At 49.3% G+C, this 17,494-nt stretch carries 19 protein-coding genes; 10 read left to right on the forward strand and 9 right to left on the reverse strand.

Annotated elements, in window-relative coordinates; translation table 11 throughout:
- Positions 1–37 precede the first annotated feature (37 nt).
- Entirely contained in the window at positions 38–1,246 is a 1,209-nt protein-coding gene (locus ACN0T0_RS00600) for an EAL and HDOD domain-containing protein (RefSeq protein ID WP_417222021.1), read from the reverse strand.
- A gap of 177 nt (positions 1,247–1,423) precedes the next feature.
- Between ACN0T0_RS00600 and ACN0T0_RS00605 the strand changes: the two genes are divergently transcribed.
- Positions 1,424–2,221, forward strand: a complete 798-nt coding sequence (locus ACN0T0_RS00605) for an SH3 domain-containing protein (RefSeq protein WP_417222023.1) — start codon at positions 1,424–1,426, stop codon at positions 2,219–2,221.
- Between the two features lie 128 nt (positions 2,222–2,349).
- Here ACN0T0_RS00605 and hpf read toward each other — a convergent pair whose 3' ends face one another.
- The 4 genes from hpf to modA form a co-directional block, all read right to left on the reverse strand.
- Positions 2,350–2,697 (reverse strand): ribosome hibernation-promoting factor, HPF/YfiA family, encoded by a 348-nt coding sequence (gene hpf, locus ACN0T0_RS00610; protein ID WP_417222026.1) that lies wholly within the window; start codon positions 2,695–2,697, stop codon positions 2,350–2,352.
- 246 nt (positions 2,698–2,943) lie between these two features.
- Positions 2,944–4,029, reverse strand: coding sequence for a molybdenum ABC transporter ATP-binding protein ModC (gene modC / locus ACN0T0_RS00615; protein ID WP_417222027.1), 1,086 nt, complete (start codon positions 4,027–4,029; stop codon positions 2,944–2,946).
- Positions 4,026–4,712, reverse strand: coding sequence for a molybdate ABC transporter permease subunit (modB, locus tag ACN0T0_RS00620; protein ID WP_417222030.1), 687 nt, complete (start codon positions 4,710–4,712; stop codon positions 4,026–4,028). The genes modC and modB overlap by 4 nt, the downstream gene beginning before the upstream one ends.
- Positions 4,702–5,466 (reverse strand): molybdate ABC transporter substrate-binding protein, encoded by a 765-nt coding sequence (gene modA, locus ACN0T0_RS00625; RefSeq protein ID WP_417222032.1) that lies wholly within the window; start codon positions 5,464–5,466, stop codon positions 4,702–4,704. The genes modB and modA overlap by 11 nt, the downstream gene beginning before the upstream one ends.
- A gap of 157 nt (positions 5,467–5,623) precedes the next feature.
- On the opposite strand from modA, the gene ACN0T0_RS00630 reads away from it, so the two are divergent.
- Both ACN0T0_RS00630 and ACN0T0_RS00635 read left to right on the forward strand, forming a co-directional pair.
- Positions 5,624–6,409: a TOBE domain-containing protein gene (locus ACN0T0_RS00630; RefSeq protein ID WP_417222034.1), complete on the forward strand. Its 786-nt coding sequence runs from the start codon at positions 5,624–5,626 to the stop codon at positions 6,407–6,409.
- A gap of 76 nt (positions 6,410–6,485) precedes the next feature.
- A complete protein-coding gene (locus ACN0T0_RS00635; RefSeq protein ID WP_417222037.1) occupies positions 6,486–7,325 on the forward strand; it encodes a hypothetical protein in 840 nt (279 codons plus the stop codon).
- A gap of 82 nt (positions 7,326–7,407) precedes the next feature.
- Here the strand turns inward: ACN0T0_RS00635 and ACN0T0_RS00640 are convergent, their stop codons facing one another.
- Together ACN0T0_RS00640 and ACN0T0_RS00645 are read right to left on the reverse strand one after the other, a co-directional pair.
- Positions 7,408–8,025: a glutathione S-transferase family protein gene (locus ACN0T0_RS00640; RefSeq protein ID WP_417222039.1), complete on the reverse strand. Its 618-nt coding sequence runs from the start codon at positions 8,023–8,025 to the stop codon at positions 7,408–7,410.
- A gap of 12 nt (positions 8,026–8,037) precedes the next feature.
- Positions 8,038–8,802 carry a hypothetical protein gene (locus ACN0T0_RS00645; protein ID WP_417222041.1) on the reverse strand — a complete coding sequence of 255 codons (765 nt, stop codon included), beginning with the start codon at positions 8,800–8,802 and terminating at the stop codon, positions 8,038–8,040.
- Between the two features lie 331 nt (positions 8,803–9,133).
- On the opposite strand from ACN0T0_RS00645, the gene ACN0T0_RS00650 reads away from it, so the two are divergent.
- Together ACN0T0_RS00650 and ACN0T0_RS00655 are read left to right on the forward strand one after the other, a co-directional pair.
- The gene (locus ACN0T0_RS00650) at positions 9,134–9,739 is read left to right on the forward strand and encodes a DUF924 family protein (protein ID WP_417222044.1); all 606 of its coding nucleotides are present in this window, start codon (positions 9,134–9,136) and stop codon (positions 9,737–9,739) included.
- Positions 9,740–9,808: 69 nt separating this feature from the next.
- A complete protein-coding gene (locus ACN0T0_RS00655) occupies positions 9,809–10,756 on the forward strand; it encodes a GGDEF domain-containing protein (RefSeq protein WP_417222046.1) in 948 nt (315 codons plus the stop codon).
- A 101-nt stretch (positions 10,757–10,857) separates the two neighbouring features.
- Here the strand turns inward: ACN0T0_RS00655 and ACN0T0_RS00660 are convergent, their stop codons facing one another.
- Positions 10,858–12,288, reverse strand: coding sequence for an FGGY family carbohydrate kinase (locus ACN0T0_RS00660; RefSeq protein WP_417222048.1), 1,431 nt, complete (start codon positions 12,286–12,288; stop codon positions 10,858–10,860).
- Positions 12,289–12,469: 181 nt separating this feature from the next.
- Here ACN0T0_RS00660 and ACN0T0_RS00665 point away from each other — a divergent pair, with 181 nt between their 5' ends.
- Positions 12,470–14,416 (forward strand): tRNA(Met) cytidine acetyltransferase TmcA, encoded by a 1,947-nt coding sequence (locus tag ACN0T0_RS00665; RefSeq protein ID WP_417222051.1) that lies wholly within the window; start codon positions 12,470–12,472, stop codon positions 14,414–14,416.
- Here the strand turns inward: ACN0T0_RS00665 and ACN0T0_RS00670 are convergent.
- Complete coding sequence (locus ACN0T0_RS00670) at positions 14,389–15,228, reverse strand: MOSC domain-containing protein (RefSeq protein ID WP_417222053.1); 840 nt, start codon at positions 15,226–15,228, stop codon at positions 14,389–14,391. The two genes, ACN0T0_RS00665 and ACN0T0_RS00670, sit on opposite strands and share 28 nt — an antisense overlap.
- Positions 15,229–15,443: 215 nt before the next feature.
- Between ACN0T0_RS00670 and ACN0T0_RS00675 the strand changes: the two genes are divergently transcribed.
- The 4 genes from ACN0T0_RS00675 (at position 15,444) to ybaK (ending at position 17,475) form a co-directional block, all read left to right on the forward strand.
- Positions 15,444–15,665 carry a DUF3820 family protein gene (locus ACN0T0_RS00675; RefSeq protein ID WP_126157980.1) on the forward strand — a complete coding sequence of 74 codons (222 nt, stop codon included), beginning with the start codon at positions 15,444–15,446 and terminating at the stop codon, positions 15,663–15,665.
- A 197-nt stretch (positions 15,666–15,862) separates the two neighbouring features.
- On the forward strand, positions 15,863–16,402 hold the full coding sequence (locus ACN0T0_RS00680) for a YSC84-related protein (protein ID WP_417222056.1): 540 nt from the start codon (positions 15,863–15,865) through the stop codon (positions 16,400–16,402).
- Between the two features lie 38 nt (positions 16,403–16,440).
- On the forward strand, positions 16,441–16,968 hold the full coding sequence (locus tag ACN0T0_RS00685) for a hypothetical protein (RefSeq protein ID WP_417222058.1): 528 nt from the start codon (positions 16,441–16,443) through the stop codon (positions 16,966–16,968).
- A gap of 33 nt (positions 16,969–17,001) precedes the next feature.
- Positions 17,002–17,475, forward strand: coding sequence for a Cys-tRNA(Pro) deacylase (gene ybaK / locus ACN0T0_RS00690; RefSeq protein ID WP_417222061.1), 474 nt, complete (start codon positions 17,002–17,004; stop codon positions 17,473–17,475).
- The last annotated feature ends 19 nt before the right edge of the window (positions 17,476–17,494 follow it).

The following is a 17,494-nucleotide window of genomic DNA, read 5'->3' on the forward strand; positions in this document are numbered from 1 at the left end:
CGCGTGTTGGTGAGCGCAGCACTCTGAAACGATAAGCTTATGAGGTGATTTTTTCCATGGTTTCACGTACCCAGCCAAGACTGTCTTGGTAGGCTTGGTTGAGCTGAGCCGGGTCATAACTCGTAGTTAATGAGGCCCACTCGCCTAGAATAAAGCTATCAACGTTGGTTAATAACTCGCCGTAGGGGCCTGCGCCTTCTCGAATGGCGAGTTCAATGTCTTCGCTCAGGAATACTTGTTCTAAAATCTCATTTTTAGGCGTATCGAGTAAGGCTTCGAGGCCCGCAAAAATACCGATCATAAACGCGCTAGAGCCAGACAAACTGGAGCTAGATTCCGCCAGAAGTTCACACATTCTGGCGCGGATTAGGGTGTGTCGAGTTAATTCATCGGGCTTGCCTTTATCGCCGGAAAAAGCAATCAGAGCGCACCAGCGTTTTATTTCGGCGGTGCCTAGCATGGTGACTGCTTCTTCGATGCTGTCTATTTTTCTTATCAGATTAAACAGTGGCGAATTCACGATACGAATTATTTGCAGCGTCAGTTGAGGGTCTTTTTTGACAATCTGGCCAACGGCGGCGGTGGTTGCTGTTGGGTCGGTTAACAGTGCCAGCAGTTCTAGCATGACAAATTCGTTTGAGCTTAATTTACGGCCTTCGACGAGTTGCGGACGGCAAAGGAAATACCCTTGAAATAACTTAAAGCCGAGCGCTTTACAGCGGGTGAACTCTTCGAGGGTTTCGATTTTTTCAGCCAGCAGGGTGACGTTGAATTGACTGAGCAGTTCGGTATGTTGTGCCAGCTCTTCATCGCTCATGGCAAGCAGGTCGAGTTTAACGATATGCACCATCTTGAGGATGGGGTCGTATTCTGGGCTATAGATAAAATCATCTAATGCCATCCGGTAGCCTGCATCAATATATCGCTGTATGGCGGCGATTAGGCTGTCGTCGACCTCCATACCTTCGAGGATTTCGAGGACAATATGTTTGCGGGATATTTCTGGAATATGTTCTGACTGCAACATCTCTTTGGTGAGATTGATAAATGCAGGCAGGGTCGTCATTTTGCGGGACTGGCAGATACTAGTGTAGTTGTTAAGTAACACTTGGGATGTCGCGCTGTTACCATCAGTGATTAAACAGGGCGCCTTATTGTTGATATCCCGATAGAGTAGCTCATAGGCAACAACATTCAGATTTGCATCATAGATTGGCTGGCGGGCCATTAAGATATCCTGCGCCATGGACGACTCCTCGAAGTGGCCGAATCGATCTTTCACTCAACACCGTAGGAAGGTGTTATCTAACTGTTATCAGTATAGCGCTTTTTCACCTGACTGAACCATCATCAATAGGACTAAATAGACTGTTTTCGGGTGGATATTTAGTCACGTTAGGTTACTACCGTAGATACACTTGCTATGATTGAATCTGTTGTAGTTGATTTCGAAGGATTGAATGACGTGAAAGTCTCTCTTTTAAATTCTGTGATGCTGATGCTCTTAAGCCTTTTTTCGGTGGCTGCTCAGGCATTTGATTATTTTGTGGTTAATCATGATTCGACGGTTTATTCCGCACCGGATAATGGCCAAGCTTTAACTCATTTGAGCAAGGGTAATGTATTGCTGCAAATCGATAAGAAAGGTGCTTGGTCGAAGGTTTTTTTTCTGTCACAGAATCGGCAGCCCCTGAAAGGCTGGATGCTCAGTGAAAAGCTGACTGCGCAACAGAATGGGCAGCAACGTCCTTCGTTGGGTGATGGAAATAGATTAACCGTGACCGCCAATAGTCTGCGTTTACGCCAAGGACCGGGGACTGATTTTCCGGTGGTGGGTAGCATAAAACTTAACCAACAAGTGGTAGAGCGTCAGCGCCAGGGTGATTGGGTCAAAGTTGCTTATCACGGGACATCAGGGCAAGCCGCAGAAGCTTGGACTGCCGGTCGTTTCTTACGTTCGACTCAGCAGGCGGGTGTTAAACAAGTCGCTACGACGAAATCGAGTGGAGAAAAAGCTTCGGGTCACTATCAAGTTAAAGGTAGTCATGTGAATTTCCGCTCTGGCCCTGGGACTCAATTTTCGGCAGTGGGCAAACTGAGTAATCCCCAGCGGGTGACGGCGATCGAGCGTCAGAATGGTTGGCTGAAAATAAGCGCTGATCTTAATGGTCGAGCGACGACGGGTTGGATGCTTGAGCGTCTACTTAAACCGGTCAAATAAGCTCGGTTCAGTGCTGTTTCTGGTTACGCTGCTAATTGGTTTTGCATGTAATTTACGTGGTTTAGACATAATGAATAGATATAAAAAAGGCTGAACACTGTTCAGCCTTTTTTGGTTCTGACGGAAGGTTATTCCTCTTCGTCTAGAATGTCGTCGGCTTCGGCCATCACAGGGACGCTGGCACCTTTTTTGTTGGTTTGAATATCGCGTATCTTAGCCAACTGTTTGTCGATTTTTTGAGCCATAGAATCCAGCGCGGCAAACAGGTTTTCTTCACTGGCTTTTGCAAACAGATCTTTACCGGTGGCGTGGACTGTCGCTTCTACCACTTCTACTTTACCATTGCTCTTTTCAATAGTGACCTGGGCGCTGGTGATAACGTTATAGCGTCTTTGACTCTCCTCTAACCAGGCTTCAATTTTTTCTCGTAATGCAGGAGAAACTTTGTCATTGCGGTTGGTAATATTGATATTCATGATGTAACCCTTACTGCAAACTATGCTTGATGTCACATCTACAGAATGCCCTTTTCAGAATATTTTGCAAGCGAATATGTCATAAAAAAATAACCATTCTGTGTTAATTGATTTGGCGTGGTTTTAGTTGCTTAAATTGCCATTCGTAAGGGTTGAAATCGCGCGACTAGTCCCCATTTCGGGGCCTGAAATAGAGGGGTTTGTTGGTGTCGGTTGAGGGTAAAAGAATCGTTAAGGTCATTGCCGTTAGCGGCTAGTTCGATCATTACGGGAGATACTGCCGCCTTTGATTTGGGCAAATAGTTGCTCGCCGAGCTGTATGCCTAGCTCTTCGGCGGCCCAGCGGGTGATCGAAGCCTTCAGTCTATGTTCTCCGGCCTGCAGTGTAACTAAGCACGCAGAGCGGTCCTGTGGTGTCATGCTGATGATCGTCACCGGCAAGATATTACGGATGCTACTCTGTTCGGGCGGCTTGCGAACCAGTGATATGTCTCGGGCATGGATGCGCATGCGTACCCGGCTGGACTCGGGGGCGTCGATAAAGGGGGTCCACAGGGCTTGATGATTACCGAGATCAAGGCAGCTCATCGAATAACGACTGCTATGTTCCTGTATGCGGGCTTCCAGAATGACGCTGATATCTTGGTCCGGTTGCCAAGGCAGCATCGCATCGGAGTTCCAGATATCGGCAACCGCACCGCAATGAACAACTTTTCCTTGATCGAGCAAGACCATCTGATCGGCTAGTCGTAGCAGTTCATCCAGGTTATGGCTGACATAGATGATCGGAATATTGACCTCTTTGACGAGCTGTTCGATATAGGGCAACAACTCCTTTTTGCGGGGCTCGTCTAATGAGGCTAGGGGCTCATCCATCAATAACATCGCGGGATTGCTCAGTAATGCCCGACCAATGGCTACGCGCTGTTGCTCGCCGCCGGATAGTGCTGCGGGATAACGGTGTAACAGGTGTTCGATGCCCAGCAGCTCGGCGATGAGCGTTAGCTGTTGAGAGGCTTTGCTCCGTTGCCCATAGCGCAAGTTGCCGCTGACCGTATAGTGGGGAAAGAGCCGTGAGCCTTGAAAAACATAGCCGATCTGGCGTTTTTCCGGTGCTAGGTTGATGTTTTGTTCGGCATCAAACACGACCCGCTCGCCAATTACTATTTTCCCTGTATCCGGTGTTTGCAGCCCTGCGATTAGATTGATAATCGAGGTTTTACCCGCGCCCGAGCGGCCAAACAGTGCGGTAATGCCGCTTTCCTGCAGATTAAGATCGGTGTCGATGCACAGGTTGCCTAATTGCTTTTTGAGCCTGATTTGCAAGGTCATAATGCCAACCTCTTTTGTGCTAAGCGGGTTAGCCACTCGGAGACCAGTAGTGCAAGAAGGGCGACGATAACTGAAATGAGGCAGAGACGGGCAGCTTCCGCTTCCGCACCGGGGGTTTCAATAAAACTAAACATTGCCAGCGGCAAGGTGCGGGTTTCCCCTGGAATATTCGACACAAAGGTGATGGTTGCGCCAAACTCCCCCAAACTTCTGGCAAATGCCAATAGCGTGCCTGCTAGTAGACCGGGGATCGTTAGGGGCAGGGTGATCGTCATAAATACTTTAAGCGGCGAGGCGCCTAGGGTGCGGGCGGCCTGTTCAAGTTTAATATCGACGGATTGCAGTGACAGACGGATGGCTCTGACCATCAACGGAAAAGCCACAATTGCCGCCGCCAGCGCTGCACCTTGCCAACTGAAACTGAATGAAACCCCAAACCAGTCATATAAGCGACTGCCAATGACTCCTTGCCGACCCATGCTGATCAGCAATAAATAACCGATGACGACGGGGGGTAACACTAGAGGTAGATGTACTAAGCTATCGAGTAGTTGTTTACCGGGGAAGTGCTTACGGGCCAATACCCAGGCCACCAATATTGCCAGTGGTAGGCTGAATGCGACGGCACTGAGAGAGACCTTGAGACTGAGCAGTAGTGCGCTGACCTCATACTCACTGAGCATCACTTGGCTCCGATGTTAAAGGTTGAAACCCGTAGCGGTTGAAGATGTCGCGAGCCTCCCTCGAAAAGAGCAATTGATAGAGTTGCTTGGCTTCAGTCAAGTGCTGTGAGGTCAGTGCGGCAGGGTAAATAATAGCATCATACAAATTGTCAGGGATCTGTTCGATAATGCTGACTTTGTCACTTTGCTGTGCGTCGGTGTTGTAAACAATACCGTAGGGGGCTTCCCCTCGTTCCACCAATAACAGCGTGGAGCGAACATTCTGTCCTAGCGCTAAGCGTGATACGAGTGATGGCCATTGGCCGGTATGCTGCAAGGCTTGACGGGCATAGATACCCGCGGGCACATGATCAGGGTTCGCGATCGCCAGTCGTTCGGTGCCTAGCTGTTCGGCAAGCGTTGCTAGACTGACGTGCTGTTCCTTTGTGTAGTGGCTACGAATTAATACTAACTGGTTTTTTAAAAGGGGCTTTAACGTTGTCGCTTGAATGGCGTCTTGTTCGGCCAAAAAATTCATCCAGCGAGTGTTTGCCGATATGAAAATATCGGCTGGAGCACCAGCGGCGATCTGTCGGGCGAGTGAGGATGATGAGGCAAAGGATCTGACTACCGGTTGCTGATAGCGGGCTTGGTAGAGGCTGCAAATCTCATCAATAGCATTGGTCATTGATGACGCGGCAAACAGTGTTAGAGGGCGTGCTTGTAACGATAATGGGGCAGTGAAAATACAGAGCAGCAGTAAAAATCGGTACATGGTGTGTCCAGCAGGTGGTCAAAGGCTTGAGGCGATAATACAGTGAAGGGTCGTTAGACGGACTGATCTGTATTTCGTTATATACTCAACTGTATAGCGATACGTTATATAATAATTTATATAGCGTCAATTTATACTGATATCGGAGTGGCTATTGATGGATTTAACCGCACAACTGACTCTCTCCTTGGCAGAGCATCCGTATGCTAACCCACGGCGGATGCATTTGTTGGCCTGTATTGTTGAATCGGGCTCTTTGAGTGGTGGCGCAAAGCGAGCTGAGATGAGCTATAAAGCCGCTTGGGATGCGGTGAACGATATGAATACTCGAGCGGCACAACCGGTATTAACCCTAGCAGTTGGCGGCAAAGGGGGCGGCGGAGCAAAGCTAACTCCCTTTGGCGAACGGTTAGTTAAGTTGTATCAGATGCTCAGTGATATTCAGAACCGTGCCTTGCAGGCTCTGCAGGATGAGACGGTCCCGTTAGATAGCCTGCTAGGGGCCGTTTCCCTGTTTTCGGCCCAGAACAGCGCTCGCAACCAACTGTTGGGGCGAGTCTCACGGATTGTTTCGGATCAGGTTAATGATCGGGTCTCTATTGATGTGCAGGCCGGTGAAGCGAGTGTGACGTTAGTCGCCGAAGTAACCCATCGCAGCCGGCTACGTTTAGATCTACACCCCTTTGGCGAGGTACTGGTGCTGATTAAAGCGCCGGCTATTTGTCTTCAACGGCCATCGGTGAGTGCAGCGGCTAATCATTTATCCGCCACCATTGTCCGGGTTTCGGGTAGTGACCACGAAGCGGAAGTTATCCTCGCCATAGGGAGCATCGAGTTGTGTGCAGTGGTCAACGTTGAGTCGGCTAATGAGTGGCAGGTGGGACAAAAAGTAACCGTGGTGATCGATGCGAAACAAATTGTGTTGGCGGCATTGAGGCAGTGATTGACCTTGGGGTTTATAGTGTGGGATTTTAAGAGCCACAGGTTAAACGTCGGCCTATATCAGCGGAACTGAGTCTATGACCAACGAGCATCAGAAAATATCAACTACAGCACTGGCTAAGGCGCTGACTAAACAGAGTCGACAAATGTTTGCCGAGCTGGAAGCGCTGGGCTGGATCAAGCGGGTAGACAATCAATGGCAACTGACGGCCAAAGGTGAATTTGAACAGGGCAGCTATCGCGATAGTGAACGCTATGGTCGTTATATTGTGTGGCCAGAGAGTGTCATTGGCCATCGGGCATTGGTTAACCCTGAAGATCAATTCACCAGTGCGAAGGGCTTAGGTTTAAAAACCGGTTTGGCGGCAGCAAAAATTAACCAGTTACTGGCAGAACTTGGCTGGATAAAACCCTGGTTGAAAGGCTGGCAAATAACTGATTTCGGTACAGCCCAAGGTGGGGTGCAGAAAGAGGATGCTAATACCGCAATCCCCTATGTCAGTTGGCCGAAAAAACTTACGGATAACCCGTTATTTAAACGTTCACTCGACCAATTTAAGCAGGCTCCAGCACAGCAAAAGGTTGCCGGCTGTTACGCTATGGACGGCCATCTGTTGCGTTCAGAGGCGGAAGTGAAGATCGACAACTGGTTGTATCTATCTGGTATTCCCCATGCTTGCTATAAGCTGTTGCCGGTTGCAGAGGAGGCGCGAGCGGATTTTTATTTACCGCAGATTCATTTGTATATCGAATTTTGGGGCAGTGAACATGATCCGGCTTATCTCGCTGAGAAAATGCGTAAGAAGACGCTCTATGAGGCTCATGATTTGGACGTTATCGAATTTCAGGCCAGTGACTTAACCTTGTTAGATGAACTGCTTCCTCGACAACTGCGCAGATTTGGGTTGGCGTGTTAAGTGCTTATCTTAGTGTTTGCTTATCTATAACGCCCACTTGAATAGGCGTTATAGGGACCTTATGCTGAAACCGCCGGATGGCTTAAGGAATTGCCATGCCGCGCTGTACGAATTCGATATTGCCCATCCGTTCCATCCAGGCTTTCACATTGGGGAAGTCATCTAAAGAGACTTCTTGCCATTCATAGCGACAGGCCCAAGGGTAGATTGCGAAGTCGGCGATACTGAGGTCTTGATCGAGGATAAAGGTGCGGCCCGTTAACTGCTTATCCAGCACACCCCAAAGTCGTAGAGTTTCATCTTTATAGCGTTTTTTAGCGTAGGGCACAGATTCTTTCGCAAAACGGTTAAAGTGGTGAGATTGGCCTAAAATCGGGCCGAATCCGCCCATTTGCCACATCAGCCATTGCAGGCATTCGATCCGCTTCATTGGATCGCTGGGGATGAAATTACCGGTTTTTTCCGCCAAATAGATCAGAATGGCGCCACTCTCAAAGAGTTGTACCCGTTGCCCACTGGGACCTTCTTCGTCGGTGATTGCCGGTATTTTATTATTTGGGCTGATACTAAGGAATTCCGGTTTAAACTGATCATCCGCGAGAATATTGATGGGATGAACCATGTAGGGTAGTCCGGTGGCTTCCAGCATAATGGACACTTTGCGGCCATTGGGCGTGCCCCACGTATAGAGGTCAATCATATATATTTCCTGTCACTGTTGCTGGCTAAAGTGCTGGTAGATTTCAATCAGTTCATCCTGACTGAAGGTGACGATAATCAGTTCTTGCCCCGGGGTAATTAGATCGGGGTTTTGGCCGAGCACGCCTTTATGATAATTGTAGACATAGGTGTCTTTGACCTTGCCATCGAGGATGGTGCCGAGAAATGAACTGTTACGGTTGGCCAGTCGTTCATCGGCTTCTAGGGGAATCTCCGCACTAATTTTTTGTTTTTCTAACTGAATGCCACTGCTGAAAGTGTCAATCAACCCTTGCTGTATAATGCCCCACAATCCCTGTTTATCGGCCGCATTGACGCCGTGAATATAAAACAGTGTGTCGGCGGTATTATCGGGGTTATTCAGCAGTTCTTTGAGCCTGATCTGGTCGGCCATCGGTAATTGACTGGCTAATATAATGGCGTTTTGATGCTGTGGGGTGTTACCGATGGTGTCGAGTTGTACCCCGAAGGTGATGGCATTGCCGTCGCCGACCGCTTGTGTACCGGCCGTTGCCGTTTGTGTGGTCGGTAGTTTCAGCAGCTGATCTTGGGTGACAAAATTATTGGCTTTACCAATTTCGATAACCTGATCAGGTTTGGCGGTCAGACTCTCTATATGGCGTTGAGCGGCCATTTTGGATAGCTCATCCTGTTGTATCTTTGGTTGCACTATCGGGCTTTGTTGCGATTGGTTGAGGAACAGATAACCGGCAAACCCTGCCACGGCCAATATGACTAAAATCAGTAAGTTCCGCATCTTTCCCCCGTTAGATATTATGACTCGACCGTACTCACATTATAAAGAGTGATTTATGTTATTAAGGTTCAGACTAAAACAGATTTCCACTAGATAAAAGTTAAATTACCAAACGGGCCAATCGCTGTCGTGATGATGACTCTCACAGAGTTTACGCATCTCTTCTATACTGGTTAAGATATAACGTGGTGTGCTGGCTATCAATGATGGCATACGAGGGGCTCTTTCGGGATGTTTAAATGGGTGTGGGTATAAGGAAATATCGCCTTCAATCATGGGTCACACATTAGAGGTATCGTCTTTAGCTGAGTAGTAACAAGCGGATAGTGAGATGACAGAGCAGATCGAAGAAATTTTACAATTCTGGTTTGGTGAATTGCGACAGGGGTTTCCTGTCACGAATCGAAAGTCGTTGTGGTGGTTTGGTGATGAGGCCGTGGACCGACAACTGGAAGAGTTGTTTGGTCATCAGGTTCGTCAGGCTCTTTGGGGGCAGCTAGATGATTGGGCTGGACAGCCTCGAGGACGTTTAGCGTTGATTATTTTACTCGATCAGTTTACCCGCAGTATCTATCGTGGCTCTGCCGATGCGTTTTCCGGCGATAGTCGCGCTGAACAACTGTGCCGTGAGGGCTTAGCGAAGGGGCACGATGCCGCCTTGGAAGGCAGTGAAAAACTGTTCTTTCTGATGCCGTTGGAGCATGCAGAAGATATTAGCGCCCAGAACCTCTGTGTTGCTCAGTTAGAAGGGTTGCTTTGCACGACCCCTCGTGAATATCGGCACCATATTGATAATGCCCTTGATTTTGCCCATGAACATCGTGATCTGATTGTACGTTTTGGTCGCTTCCCTTATCGCAATAAAATCCTTGAGCGTTCATCAACACCGGAAGAGTTAGCTTACTTGAATCAGCCCCATAAACGTTATGGGCAGTAGGTATTTGCATCGCTCTATAAAAAAGTATCTACTAAACATCAACATGGGTGTGATTTAAGGAAATAAACGGTGATAGATACCAGGCAGACTGAACGCCGTGATCGGCTTCAGACCATTGTCATTCTGGTGGTTTCAATAATAGTGTTTGCTGTGCTGTATCTCGGCGTGCGCGCCTATGAAAAACGGGTGTCTGTGCAAGCGGTTCGGCTTGCGATTGAACACCGGGTTGATGAGGTCGATAGCGTCCGGGCCAGTGAAGCAACGGACATTGATGCGTTGTGGTCTGTTTATGGGCCACAAGTGGAGTTAACTGAGGGTGAGTTTTATCAGTTGGCTGAACCCATTATCGACAGCCATCAAACCTTTTTGCCACTGTTCATTGCATTGATGGCCGCCGGACTTACCTTTATCACGCTCGGCATGTTGCTAAATATGAAGGCGCGGACGCGGCGTTACGATAAAATTATTGCCGATAAAGAGAGTGCTTTAAAACAAAGTCATGAAAAACTGGCGGCAGTCATGATTATTGATGAGCTAACCGGTTTGATCAATGGTCGTCATTTTAGTGAAGTTTTGTCGACTGAGTGCCGTCGCGCAGTGCGTGACTTTAATCCGTTGACGCTGATGCTGGTGGCTATTGATAAGCCAGAGAGGGGGGATATCGATGACCAGCAGGTGGGCTGCGTTGCCGATGTACTTAAAGAGGCAATTGCGCGTCCGGGGGATCAAGTTGCCCGAATCGATCCCTATCGCTTTGCACTATTACTTCCCTCAACAAATGAACAGTCTCCACTACTGGCTGAACGGCTTTGTCAGAATGTTCAGAATAGTGCGTTGGCAGGGCAGCGGCTAAGCATCAGTATTGGTAGTAGTACCTTACAGCCTTCGGCGCTGTTGACTGCGGAGACTATTTTGGCACATACGGAGTCGGCCTTAGCCGAGGCGATTCAATGCGGTGGCGGACAGGTGCGTGCCCATACGGATGATTCGACAGAGGTGCCCGTTATCTTTACCTAGGGTGTGATTAGGTGATCTCAATGTGTTGAAAAGCCTGCATCATGCAGGCTTTTTTGTATCACTAATGTTGTGCTATTTGAGGCCGCAGAGAAATTGACTGGTTAATCTTCTTGTTCATTAAACGTCTTTAGGTAGTCATTAAAGGTGTTCAGCCAAACAAGGTAACGCTGTTCAAGAACGGGGTTTTCTTGCGGCTCAAAAGTACTATCCGCTTCGATCTGTCTGACGCTATTGGGCAGTGTCTGCCAAGCAGCCCCTAAGGCGGTAATATCATGTTGATCGTAGCGTAATACGGTTAAGCCACTGAGGTCAGCCACCCGTTGGCAGAGTGAGTTAAATTGGCTGGCTTGGCCATCGATGATGATCTGCTTGGCTGGAGGCAGCGCAGACATCGCTTTGAGGTTACGATAGACTAGGAAAGCAATGCTCTCCATCACCGCGACCATCTGTGCTTTCGGATCGTCTGATTCATTGATCCAGCATGAACGTTCTAAAGGTTGCCAATAGGGTGAGCCAACTCCACCAACCATATTCATAAACAAAGGCGGATCGGTGTAATCGGCCGCCCATTCATCAATATTTTGTGATTCGGGGCGACAGTGATTGAAAGCCCAATCGAGCGCATTGGCTGCTCCGTTGATAGTGGCTTCGGCGCTATAGAGTGGCTGTTTAGCTGCGAGAATTAGGTGGTGAAGCACTCGTTCTTGAGGGTGAAGCCCGCGTTCCGTCAAGGCTCTATTCATAAAGCCGCCGTTGCCTAGATGAATATAGAGGTTGTCCTGTGAGGGCTCGCCAAAGGCAAATAGTGCGGCGGCCTGATCGCTGCCAACAAAGTCCAGCGGTAGGTTTAAACCGGGTATCTTTAGGGTGCCGAAATGAGATTGGCTGTATTGTACTTTTGGCAAGAGTGAGCTTGGTAGCTCGAATAGCTCGACCAGTTCAGGATGCCAATTACGATCTTTGAGCGAATACAGCATGGTTCTAGCTGCGGTTACACCATCGATCAGATCTGGTTGTTCATGTAATAGCTGCTTAATCAGCCAGCCGGAGAGAGGCCCTCCTCGGATGCGGTGCTTGGGGTTATTGGCGGTCATATGCTCCATACACCAGCGTAGCTTTGCGGCGGGTAGGTGGGCATTGGGATAAAGCCCTGTGAGTTGCCGAATCATGCTTGCCAGCGGCATCAACGCTTCGATGTAGGGGCGACCACGTTGATCCTGCCAACTGATAATGGGCGTGAGCGGCTTACCGTTATCCGCATCCCAGCAGAGCATGCTAGCCCGTTGGGATATTAGGGCTGCGCTTCTTAGATGGCGGCGTTGATCGCGGGTGAGTTTGCTGACCGCTTCGAGGGAGGCCTGCTTCAGGGATATAAGAACCGCCTCGGGTTGTTGTTCTGCTCGATTTGGCGGTGTGAGTTGGGTTTTAACCGTTACCTTGCCAAAGCTTAGACGGATTCCCTGACGGTCATAAACCATCGCCCGGCAGTAGTGGCTGCCTTGGTCTATCACTAGGCACAAATCAGCGCGCATCGCTTAGCTCCCGAGCAGATTTGCTGAGTGCGGATAAGATTCTCGTGTTAATAGCCATGATCGCTGATGTCATCTCCCTAACGTTTTATTCCCTATAACTTATACCCTGACAGCAAGGAGCGTGTAAAATTCAATAATTGACGCAGTTAAAGGTAGTAGTGTGGGCGCTCAGGGATCAATTTTGAATGACCTTAAAGGGGTACTGGCGAGTGCGGGTCGCCGATCGCACCGGCAGTTGGTGGTGTTAAGTGGTACACAAGCTTGGTGTCAGGCGCAGATGGATGGTTTTTCGTATCCGCCCCTGCAGCAAACTGAATCCGACGATCAGGCACCGGGCTGGCTGTGGGTGGGCGAGCCGGAAGGTTTAAAACCACCGGCCATGCTGCAACTCGTGAGTGCTAAACAGGCGCATCAACTGCTAGGGCGAGAGTGCCAAGGCATTGTGTTTGATAGTTGGAGTGGCTTTAATCCGAATGGTTTTGGTCAGGTGGTAGGGACTTTAGTCGCTGGCGGAGTGTTTATTTTGATCACCCCTCCCACTGACCAGTGGTTGCGTTTTGATGATCCCGAATATCGCCATATTGCCGTGCCACCTTTTACGGCGGCGGATGTGGGGCGGCGTTTTATTCTACATCTGCAAAATACTATCGCTGCCGATAGCGAGCTACTTCATTTTGAGCAGGGTAAGCCCGATCCTCGGCGGCTGTTACCGGGAGATTCGCATCGGTTGTTACCGGTACCTGCGATCGCTTTAGAAGCAGAGCTTGCACCCTTTAAAACCCTCGATCAGCAAGCCGCGGTTGAACACGGTGAAGATATTCTCAATCAATCACGTGCGGTCACGGTTATCACCGCTGATCGGGGGCGGGGAAAGAGTGCTGCATTGGGGCTTCTTGCCGCCCGCTTGATGCAACAGCGTTATCGCCAAGCAGTGACTGATACCGGGTCAGTGTTAGACATCTTGTTAACGGCGCCTTCCCGAAGCGCGATACAGGCGGTTGTGCTACAGCTACAGCGGTCTTTTACCGAGGGATCGTTGCAGTGCGAAAGGGACTGTTGGCGAGTGGGGCAAAGTCGGTTGCGTTTTTTCCTACCGGATCAATTATTACAGTGCCGCCCAGAAGCTGACCTGTTGCTGGTGGATGAGGCGGCTGCGATACCTGCGCCGGTATTACTCAGTTTATTAGCCTATCCCCGGGTTGTGTTTGCATCGACCCTGCATGGCTATGAGGGCACCGGGCAGGGGTTTGCCGTGCGCTTTATGCCCTACCTTGATCGCCAAGTACCCCAGCGGCAGCTGTTATGTTTGCGTCAGCCGGTACGTTGGGCTGAGGGCGATCCGCTGGAGCGATTTAGTTATCAAGCATTGATGCTGGATGCAGAACCCGCTGATATGACGGCGGCTAAGCATTTAGCGCTGTGTTTTAGAAAACTCGATCGGGATGTGTTAGTGGCTGATACTCGCCAACTAAAACAGCTATTTGGCTTGTTGATTTTGGCGCACTACCGAACCACACCTGGCGATCTGAGGATCTTATTAGATAGTCCTAATATTGAAATCTGGGCCGGCTTTATTGAGCAGGCGGGTGAAGAGCAGTTGGTTGCGGCGGTGTTGCTGGCCTATGAAGGCCCGATCGAGACTGAATTGGCTAATGCGATTATTAACGGCACTCGCCGGCCTAAGGGGCAGTTGATTCCTCAGACCTTGCTCGCTCATTGTCAAATCCCCGCAGCGGCCGATTGTCGAGGACTTCGCGTCATGCGCATCGCGGTGCACCCTCAGCTGCAGCGGCGAGGCATCGGCAGCCAGCTGTTGCATGTTGTCGAGCAAGGGGTTGTTGATATCGATTGGTTGGGGGCTAGCTTTGGAGCCACCCCGGCACTGTGTTGTTTCTGGCAGCGTTTTGGGTTGCAGTTACAGCGGCTAGGCCACCATCGGGATAAAGTCAGTGGCACCTATGCGGCGGTGATGTTGCGAGGCGTCTCTGATGCGGGTATGGCATTGCAGCAGCAGGGCGCAGAGAAGGCCGCGCAACAGCTACAACAATTAGCACTTACCGGCACCATGATTGATGCTGATCTGTTAGCTGCGTTGGATGGTCAATCCTTTAACGGCTCGCTTGGATAGTGTTCCGGTTCTCCTGTTTCGAGTATCTCTACAGGGTCATTTAAGTTAACGATACCACTGTTGAGGGCGATTAGGTTTTGACCGAAGTGAGCCTCACCATCGCTTCCTTTACGGTATTTCTTTAATACACTAAGGGGCTCCCGTTCTGGATTGCGAGTCAATGTGGTTGGGTCTGTGGTGGTGAGGATGCAGCGCCCACAAGGTTTCACAACGGCAAATTCAACGCTACCAATACGGATCCGTTTCCAACGATCTTCCGCATAAGCTACGCAGTTGTCGACCACTAAGTTGGGGCGCATCTGTTCTATCAATATGGCGTTTTGGCAGCGTTGGTTTAGATCACTCAGGGACGCTTTCGAGATGAGTAACAGCGGGTAACCGTCGGCAAAGGCAACTTGATGCTCTGAATGGTCACTCACGGGGCGGTCAGATTGCGGGCCAAAGCGATACAACTTACAAGGTTGTTGTAGATAGCTTTCAAACCATTGTTGAGCGGCCAAGCCGCAATATTGGGCATGGATAGTATCCTTCCAAACGGCGATCTCATCGTATTGTTGCCCTAGGGCGCTGAACTCAAGATGCAGTGGCGCCATGTCTGGTGCCGTGATAAGCAATCCTTCTTGTAGCAAGGCTGTTTTAATTGCCAAGAGTTGCGGATGGCTGCGGGCGGTGAGGAACTTGCCCTGCTCATTACACAGGACAAATTGTCGGTCGAAGGCCAGTCCCGTTACGGTTACTGCGCTGCGGCTTAGGCTAATCGGCGCGGTGGATTTGATTGGGTAAACCGTGATAGCGGAAAGGCTTGGTGACATCTCAGGTTCTCTCGTGATTCGGTGGCGGTGATGGCAATATTGGCTGCCGTTGATGATGCTTGCTATCCTCGCTTCGATCGGCTGAAAAAGCAATTTTTCTAGGCATGGGCCTATCGTGCCAGTAAGGTCGTTTTGCCATTAATAGCACTGCGTTTTGATGTATAGTGCATGGCTTGAGCCGTGTAAACGGTCCATCGATTCAATATGAGGCCACTATGGAGATTACCCCCGAAAGGTTACAAAAATTGGCGAATATGCCGATGCCATTTGGTAAATACAAAGGCCGACTCTTGCTAGAACTGCCGGAGCCTTATCTCGTGTGGTTTGCCGGTAAGGGCTTTCCTGAGGGCGAGATTGGTATTTTGTTGCAGATCCTCTATGAGGTGAAGCTCAATGGGCTGGAAGATGTTTTACGGCCACTCACACAGCGATATTGATCGGCGATTTTATTAATCGCCGCAGCACTATTGTCTTCGTATTACTAGGGTAAGGTGTGGTTAGGCTGGGTTAGGTTGCTGCTACGGGGTTTGTCACTCATACTTTCAGTAGGCATTTTATCGTCATAGGGTTATGTGTACCTTGTGTGATAGTCCGAATGGATAGCCTAAATAGACAGTCACATTGGAGAACCACGATGAAATCTGTAATCGCTTTTCTGACCGCTTCCTTGCTGTTATTGATGCCACTGAATGCCAACGCCGCATCAGCTCAAGAGATTGATGCTAAGGTTGATCAGGCACTGCAGGCGCTTTATCAGCATAGCGCTGCAGGTAAAGCGTTGAGCCGTAAGGCGGTGGGAGTATTAGTCTTTCCTGATGTTATCAAGGCGGGTATTGGTATTGGTGGTGAGTATGGTGAAGGGGCTTTGCGCATCGGCGGTAAAACCGCGGGATATTACAATGTAGCTGCGGCGTCTATCGGTTTTCAGTTAGGTGCACAGATAAAATCACAGGTGTTGCTTTTTATGACTCAAGCAGCGCTGACTAAATTTCGCAACAGTGATGGTTGGGAAGCCGGGGTCGATGGTAGTGTCGCCTTGGCAACACTCGGTGCGGGCGGCACCATCGACTCGAATACCGTACAGCAGCCGATTATTGGTTTTATATTTTCTAATAAAGGGCTGATGTATAACTTGAGTATTGAAGGCTCAAAAATAACGCGGATTAACCGGTAACGGGTGAGTTAATGTGGCATCGAATTAGGCAAAATAAAATGCGAAATCAAATGATAACTTTATGGTTGGCGAGTGCATTGTTGTTAGCCCCGCTATCGGTGCTGGCTAAAAAACCGGAATGGGCTGGCAACGGCGCTGAGCAATCCGCTGCAGATAATCATCAAGGATACAAAGAGTCCGATCAACAGGGTAAAGCGTCTCACCGTTTTGATGATAATGAGCAGCGTAATATTCGCCAGTATTATCTTGGTGATGACTATTCATATGAGACTAAAGGAAAGGGCAAGCATAAGCCGAAGTCACTGCCGCCGGGGTTGCAGAAAAAACTTGCTAGAGGAGGAAAACTGCCTCCCGGTTGGCAGGAAAAAGTTATTGCAGGCGAAGTTCTAGATCAAGATCTGTATCGCCGTTCAGAGGCCTTACCCTATGAGCTGGAGCGACGGTTAGACCACATCGCGGGAGAGGAGCATCGTCGAATAGGCCATAAGATTATTCGAGTGCTTGAGGGGAATGGCACCATTATTGATGTGATTGATATACTGGATGGTACAGGCCTGTTGGAGTAAACCTCTGGAGAAATATTTGGAGTGAAGCTATAGATGACCCCTGCGATTAAGTTAGCAAAACGAGCAAAAATAAGTTTTACGCTGCATGAATATGCCCATGATCCTGACTGTGATTCCTATGGCGATGAAGCGGCTAAGGCATTGAATATTTTACCCCAGCAAGTGTACAAAACACTGATGGTGGCGCTTAACGGTGATAATCGTCAGTTGGCGGTGGCGGTTGTGCCTGTTGCCGGACAACTAAATCTTAAGGCGGCGGCGAGTGCTTTAAAAGCGAAAAAAGTGACCATGGCTGAACCGCAGCAGGCGCAGCGTAGTAGTGGTTATTTGGTCGGTGGTATCAGCCCGCTGGGACAAAAAAAACGCTTACCAACATTGCTAGATGATTCTGCCAGTGAGTTTGAAACAATCTTTGTCAGTGCGGGCAAGCGAGGTTTGGAAGTTGAATTAAGTCCGGCTGATTTATTGCAGTTAACGAATGGTGTTATGGCGAGTATTGGCCGTTAGCGATCATATGGGCGTGTAG

It is taken from the genome of Amphritea sp. (assembly GCF_048266285.1).
Taxonomy (GTDB): domain Bacteria; phylum Pseudomonadota; class Gammaproteobacteria; order Pseudomonadales; family Balneatricaceae; genus Amphritea.

Excerpts from the sequence above, each read along its gene's own strand:
- ybaK (WP_417222061.1), top strand. The coding sequence starts at position 17,002 with ATGACCCCTGCGATTAAGTTAGCAAAACGAGCAAAAATAAGTTTTACG.
- modC (WP_417222027.1), bottom strand. The coding sequence starts at position 4,029 with ATGACCTTGCAAATCAGGCTCAAAAAGCAATTAGGCAACCTGTGCATC.
- ACN0T0_RS00680 (WP_417222056.1), top strand. The coding sequence starts at position 15,863 with ATGAAATCTGTAATCGCTTTTCTGACCGCTTCCTTGCTGTTATTGATG.
- ACN0T0_RS00630 (WP_417222034.1), top strand. The coding sequence starts at position 5,624 with ATGGATTTAACCGCACAACTGACTCTCTCCTTGGCAGAGCATCCGTAT.
- modB (WP_417222030.1), bottom strand. The coding sequence starts at position 4,712 with ATGCTCAGTGAGTATGAGGTCAGCGCACTACTGCTCAGTCTCAAGGTC.
- ACN0T0_RS00635 (WP_417222037.1), top strand. The coding sequence starts at position 6,486 with ATGACCAACGAGCATCAGAAAATATCAACTACAGCACTGGCTAAGGCG.
- ACN0T0_RS00685 (WP_417222058.1), top strand. The coding sequence starts at position 16,441 with ATGCGAAATCAAATGATAACTTTATGGTTGGCGAGTGCATTGTTGTTA.
- modA (WP_417222032.1), bottom strand. The coding sequence starts at position 5,466 with ATGTACCGATTTTTACTGCTGCTCTGTATTTTCACTGCCCCATTATCG.
- ACN0T0_RS00670 (WP_417222053.1), bottom strand. The coding sequence starts at position 15,228 with ATGTCACCAAGCCTTTCCGCTATCACGGTTTACCCAATCAAATCCACC.
- ACN0T0_RS00650 (WP_417222044.1), top strand. The coding sequence starts at position 9,134 with ATGACAGAGCAGATCGAAGAAATTTTACAATTCTGGTTTGGTGAATTG.
- ACN0T0_RS00645 (WP_417222041.1), bottom strand. The coding sequence starts at position 8,802 with ATGCGGAACTTACTGATTTTAGTCATATTGGCCGTGGCAGGGTTTGCC.
- ACN0T0_RS00605 (WP_417222023.1), top strand. The coding sequence starts at position 1,424 with ATGATTGAATCTGTTGTAGTTGATTTCGAAGGATTGAATGACGTGAAA.
- ACN0T0_RS00640 (WP_417222039.1), bottom strand. The coding sequence starts at position 8,025 with ATGATTGACCTCTATACGTGGGGCACGCCCAATGGCCGCAAAGTGTCC.
- hpf (WP_417222026.1), bottom strand. The coding sequence starts at position 2,697 with ATGAATATCAATATTACCAACCGCAATGACAAAGTTTCTCCTGCATTA.
- ACN0T0_RS00660 (WP_417222048.1), bottom strand. The coding sequence starts at position 12,288 with ATGCGCGCTGATTTGTGCCTAGTGATAGACCAAGGCAGCCACTACTGC.
- ACN0T0_RS00600 (WP_417222021.1), bottom strand. The coding sequence starts at position 1,246 with ATGGCGCAGGATATCTTAATGGCCCGCCAGCCAATCTATGATGCAAAT.
- ACN0T0_RS00675 (WP_126157980.1), top strand. The coding sequence starts at position 15,444 with ATGGAGATTACCCCCGAAAGGTTACAAAAATTGGCGAATATGCCGATG.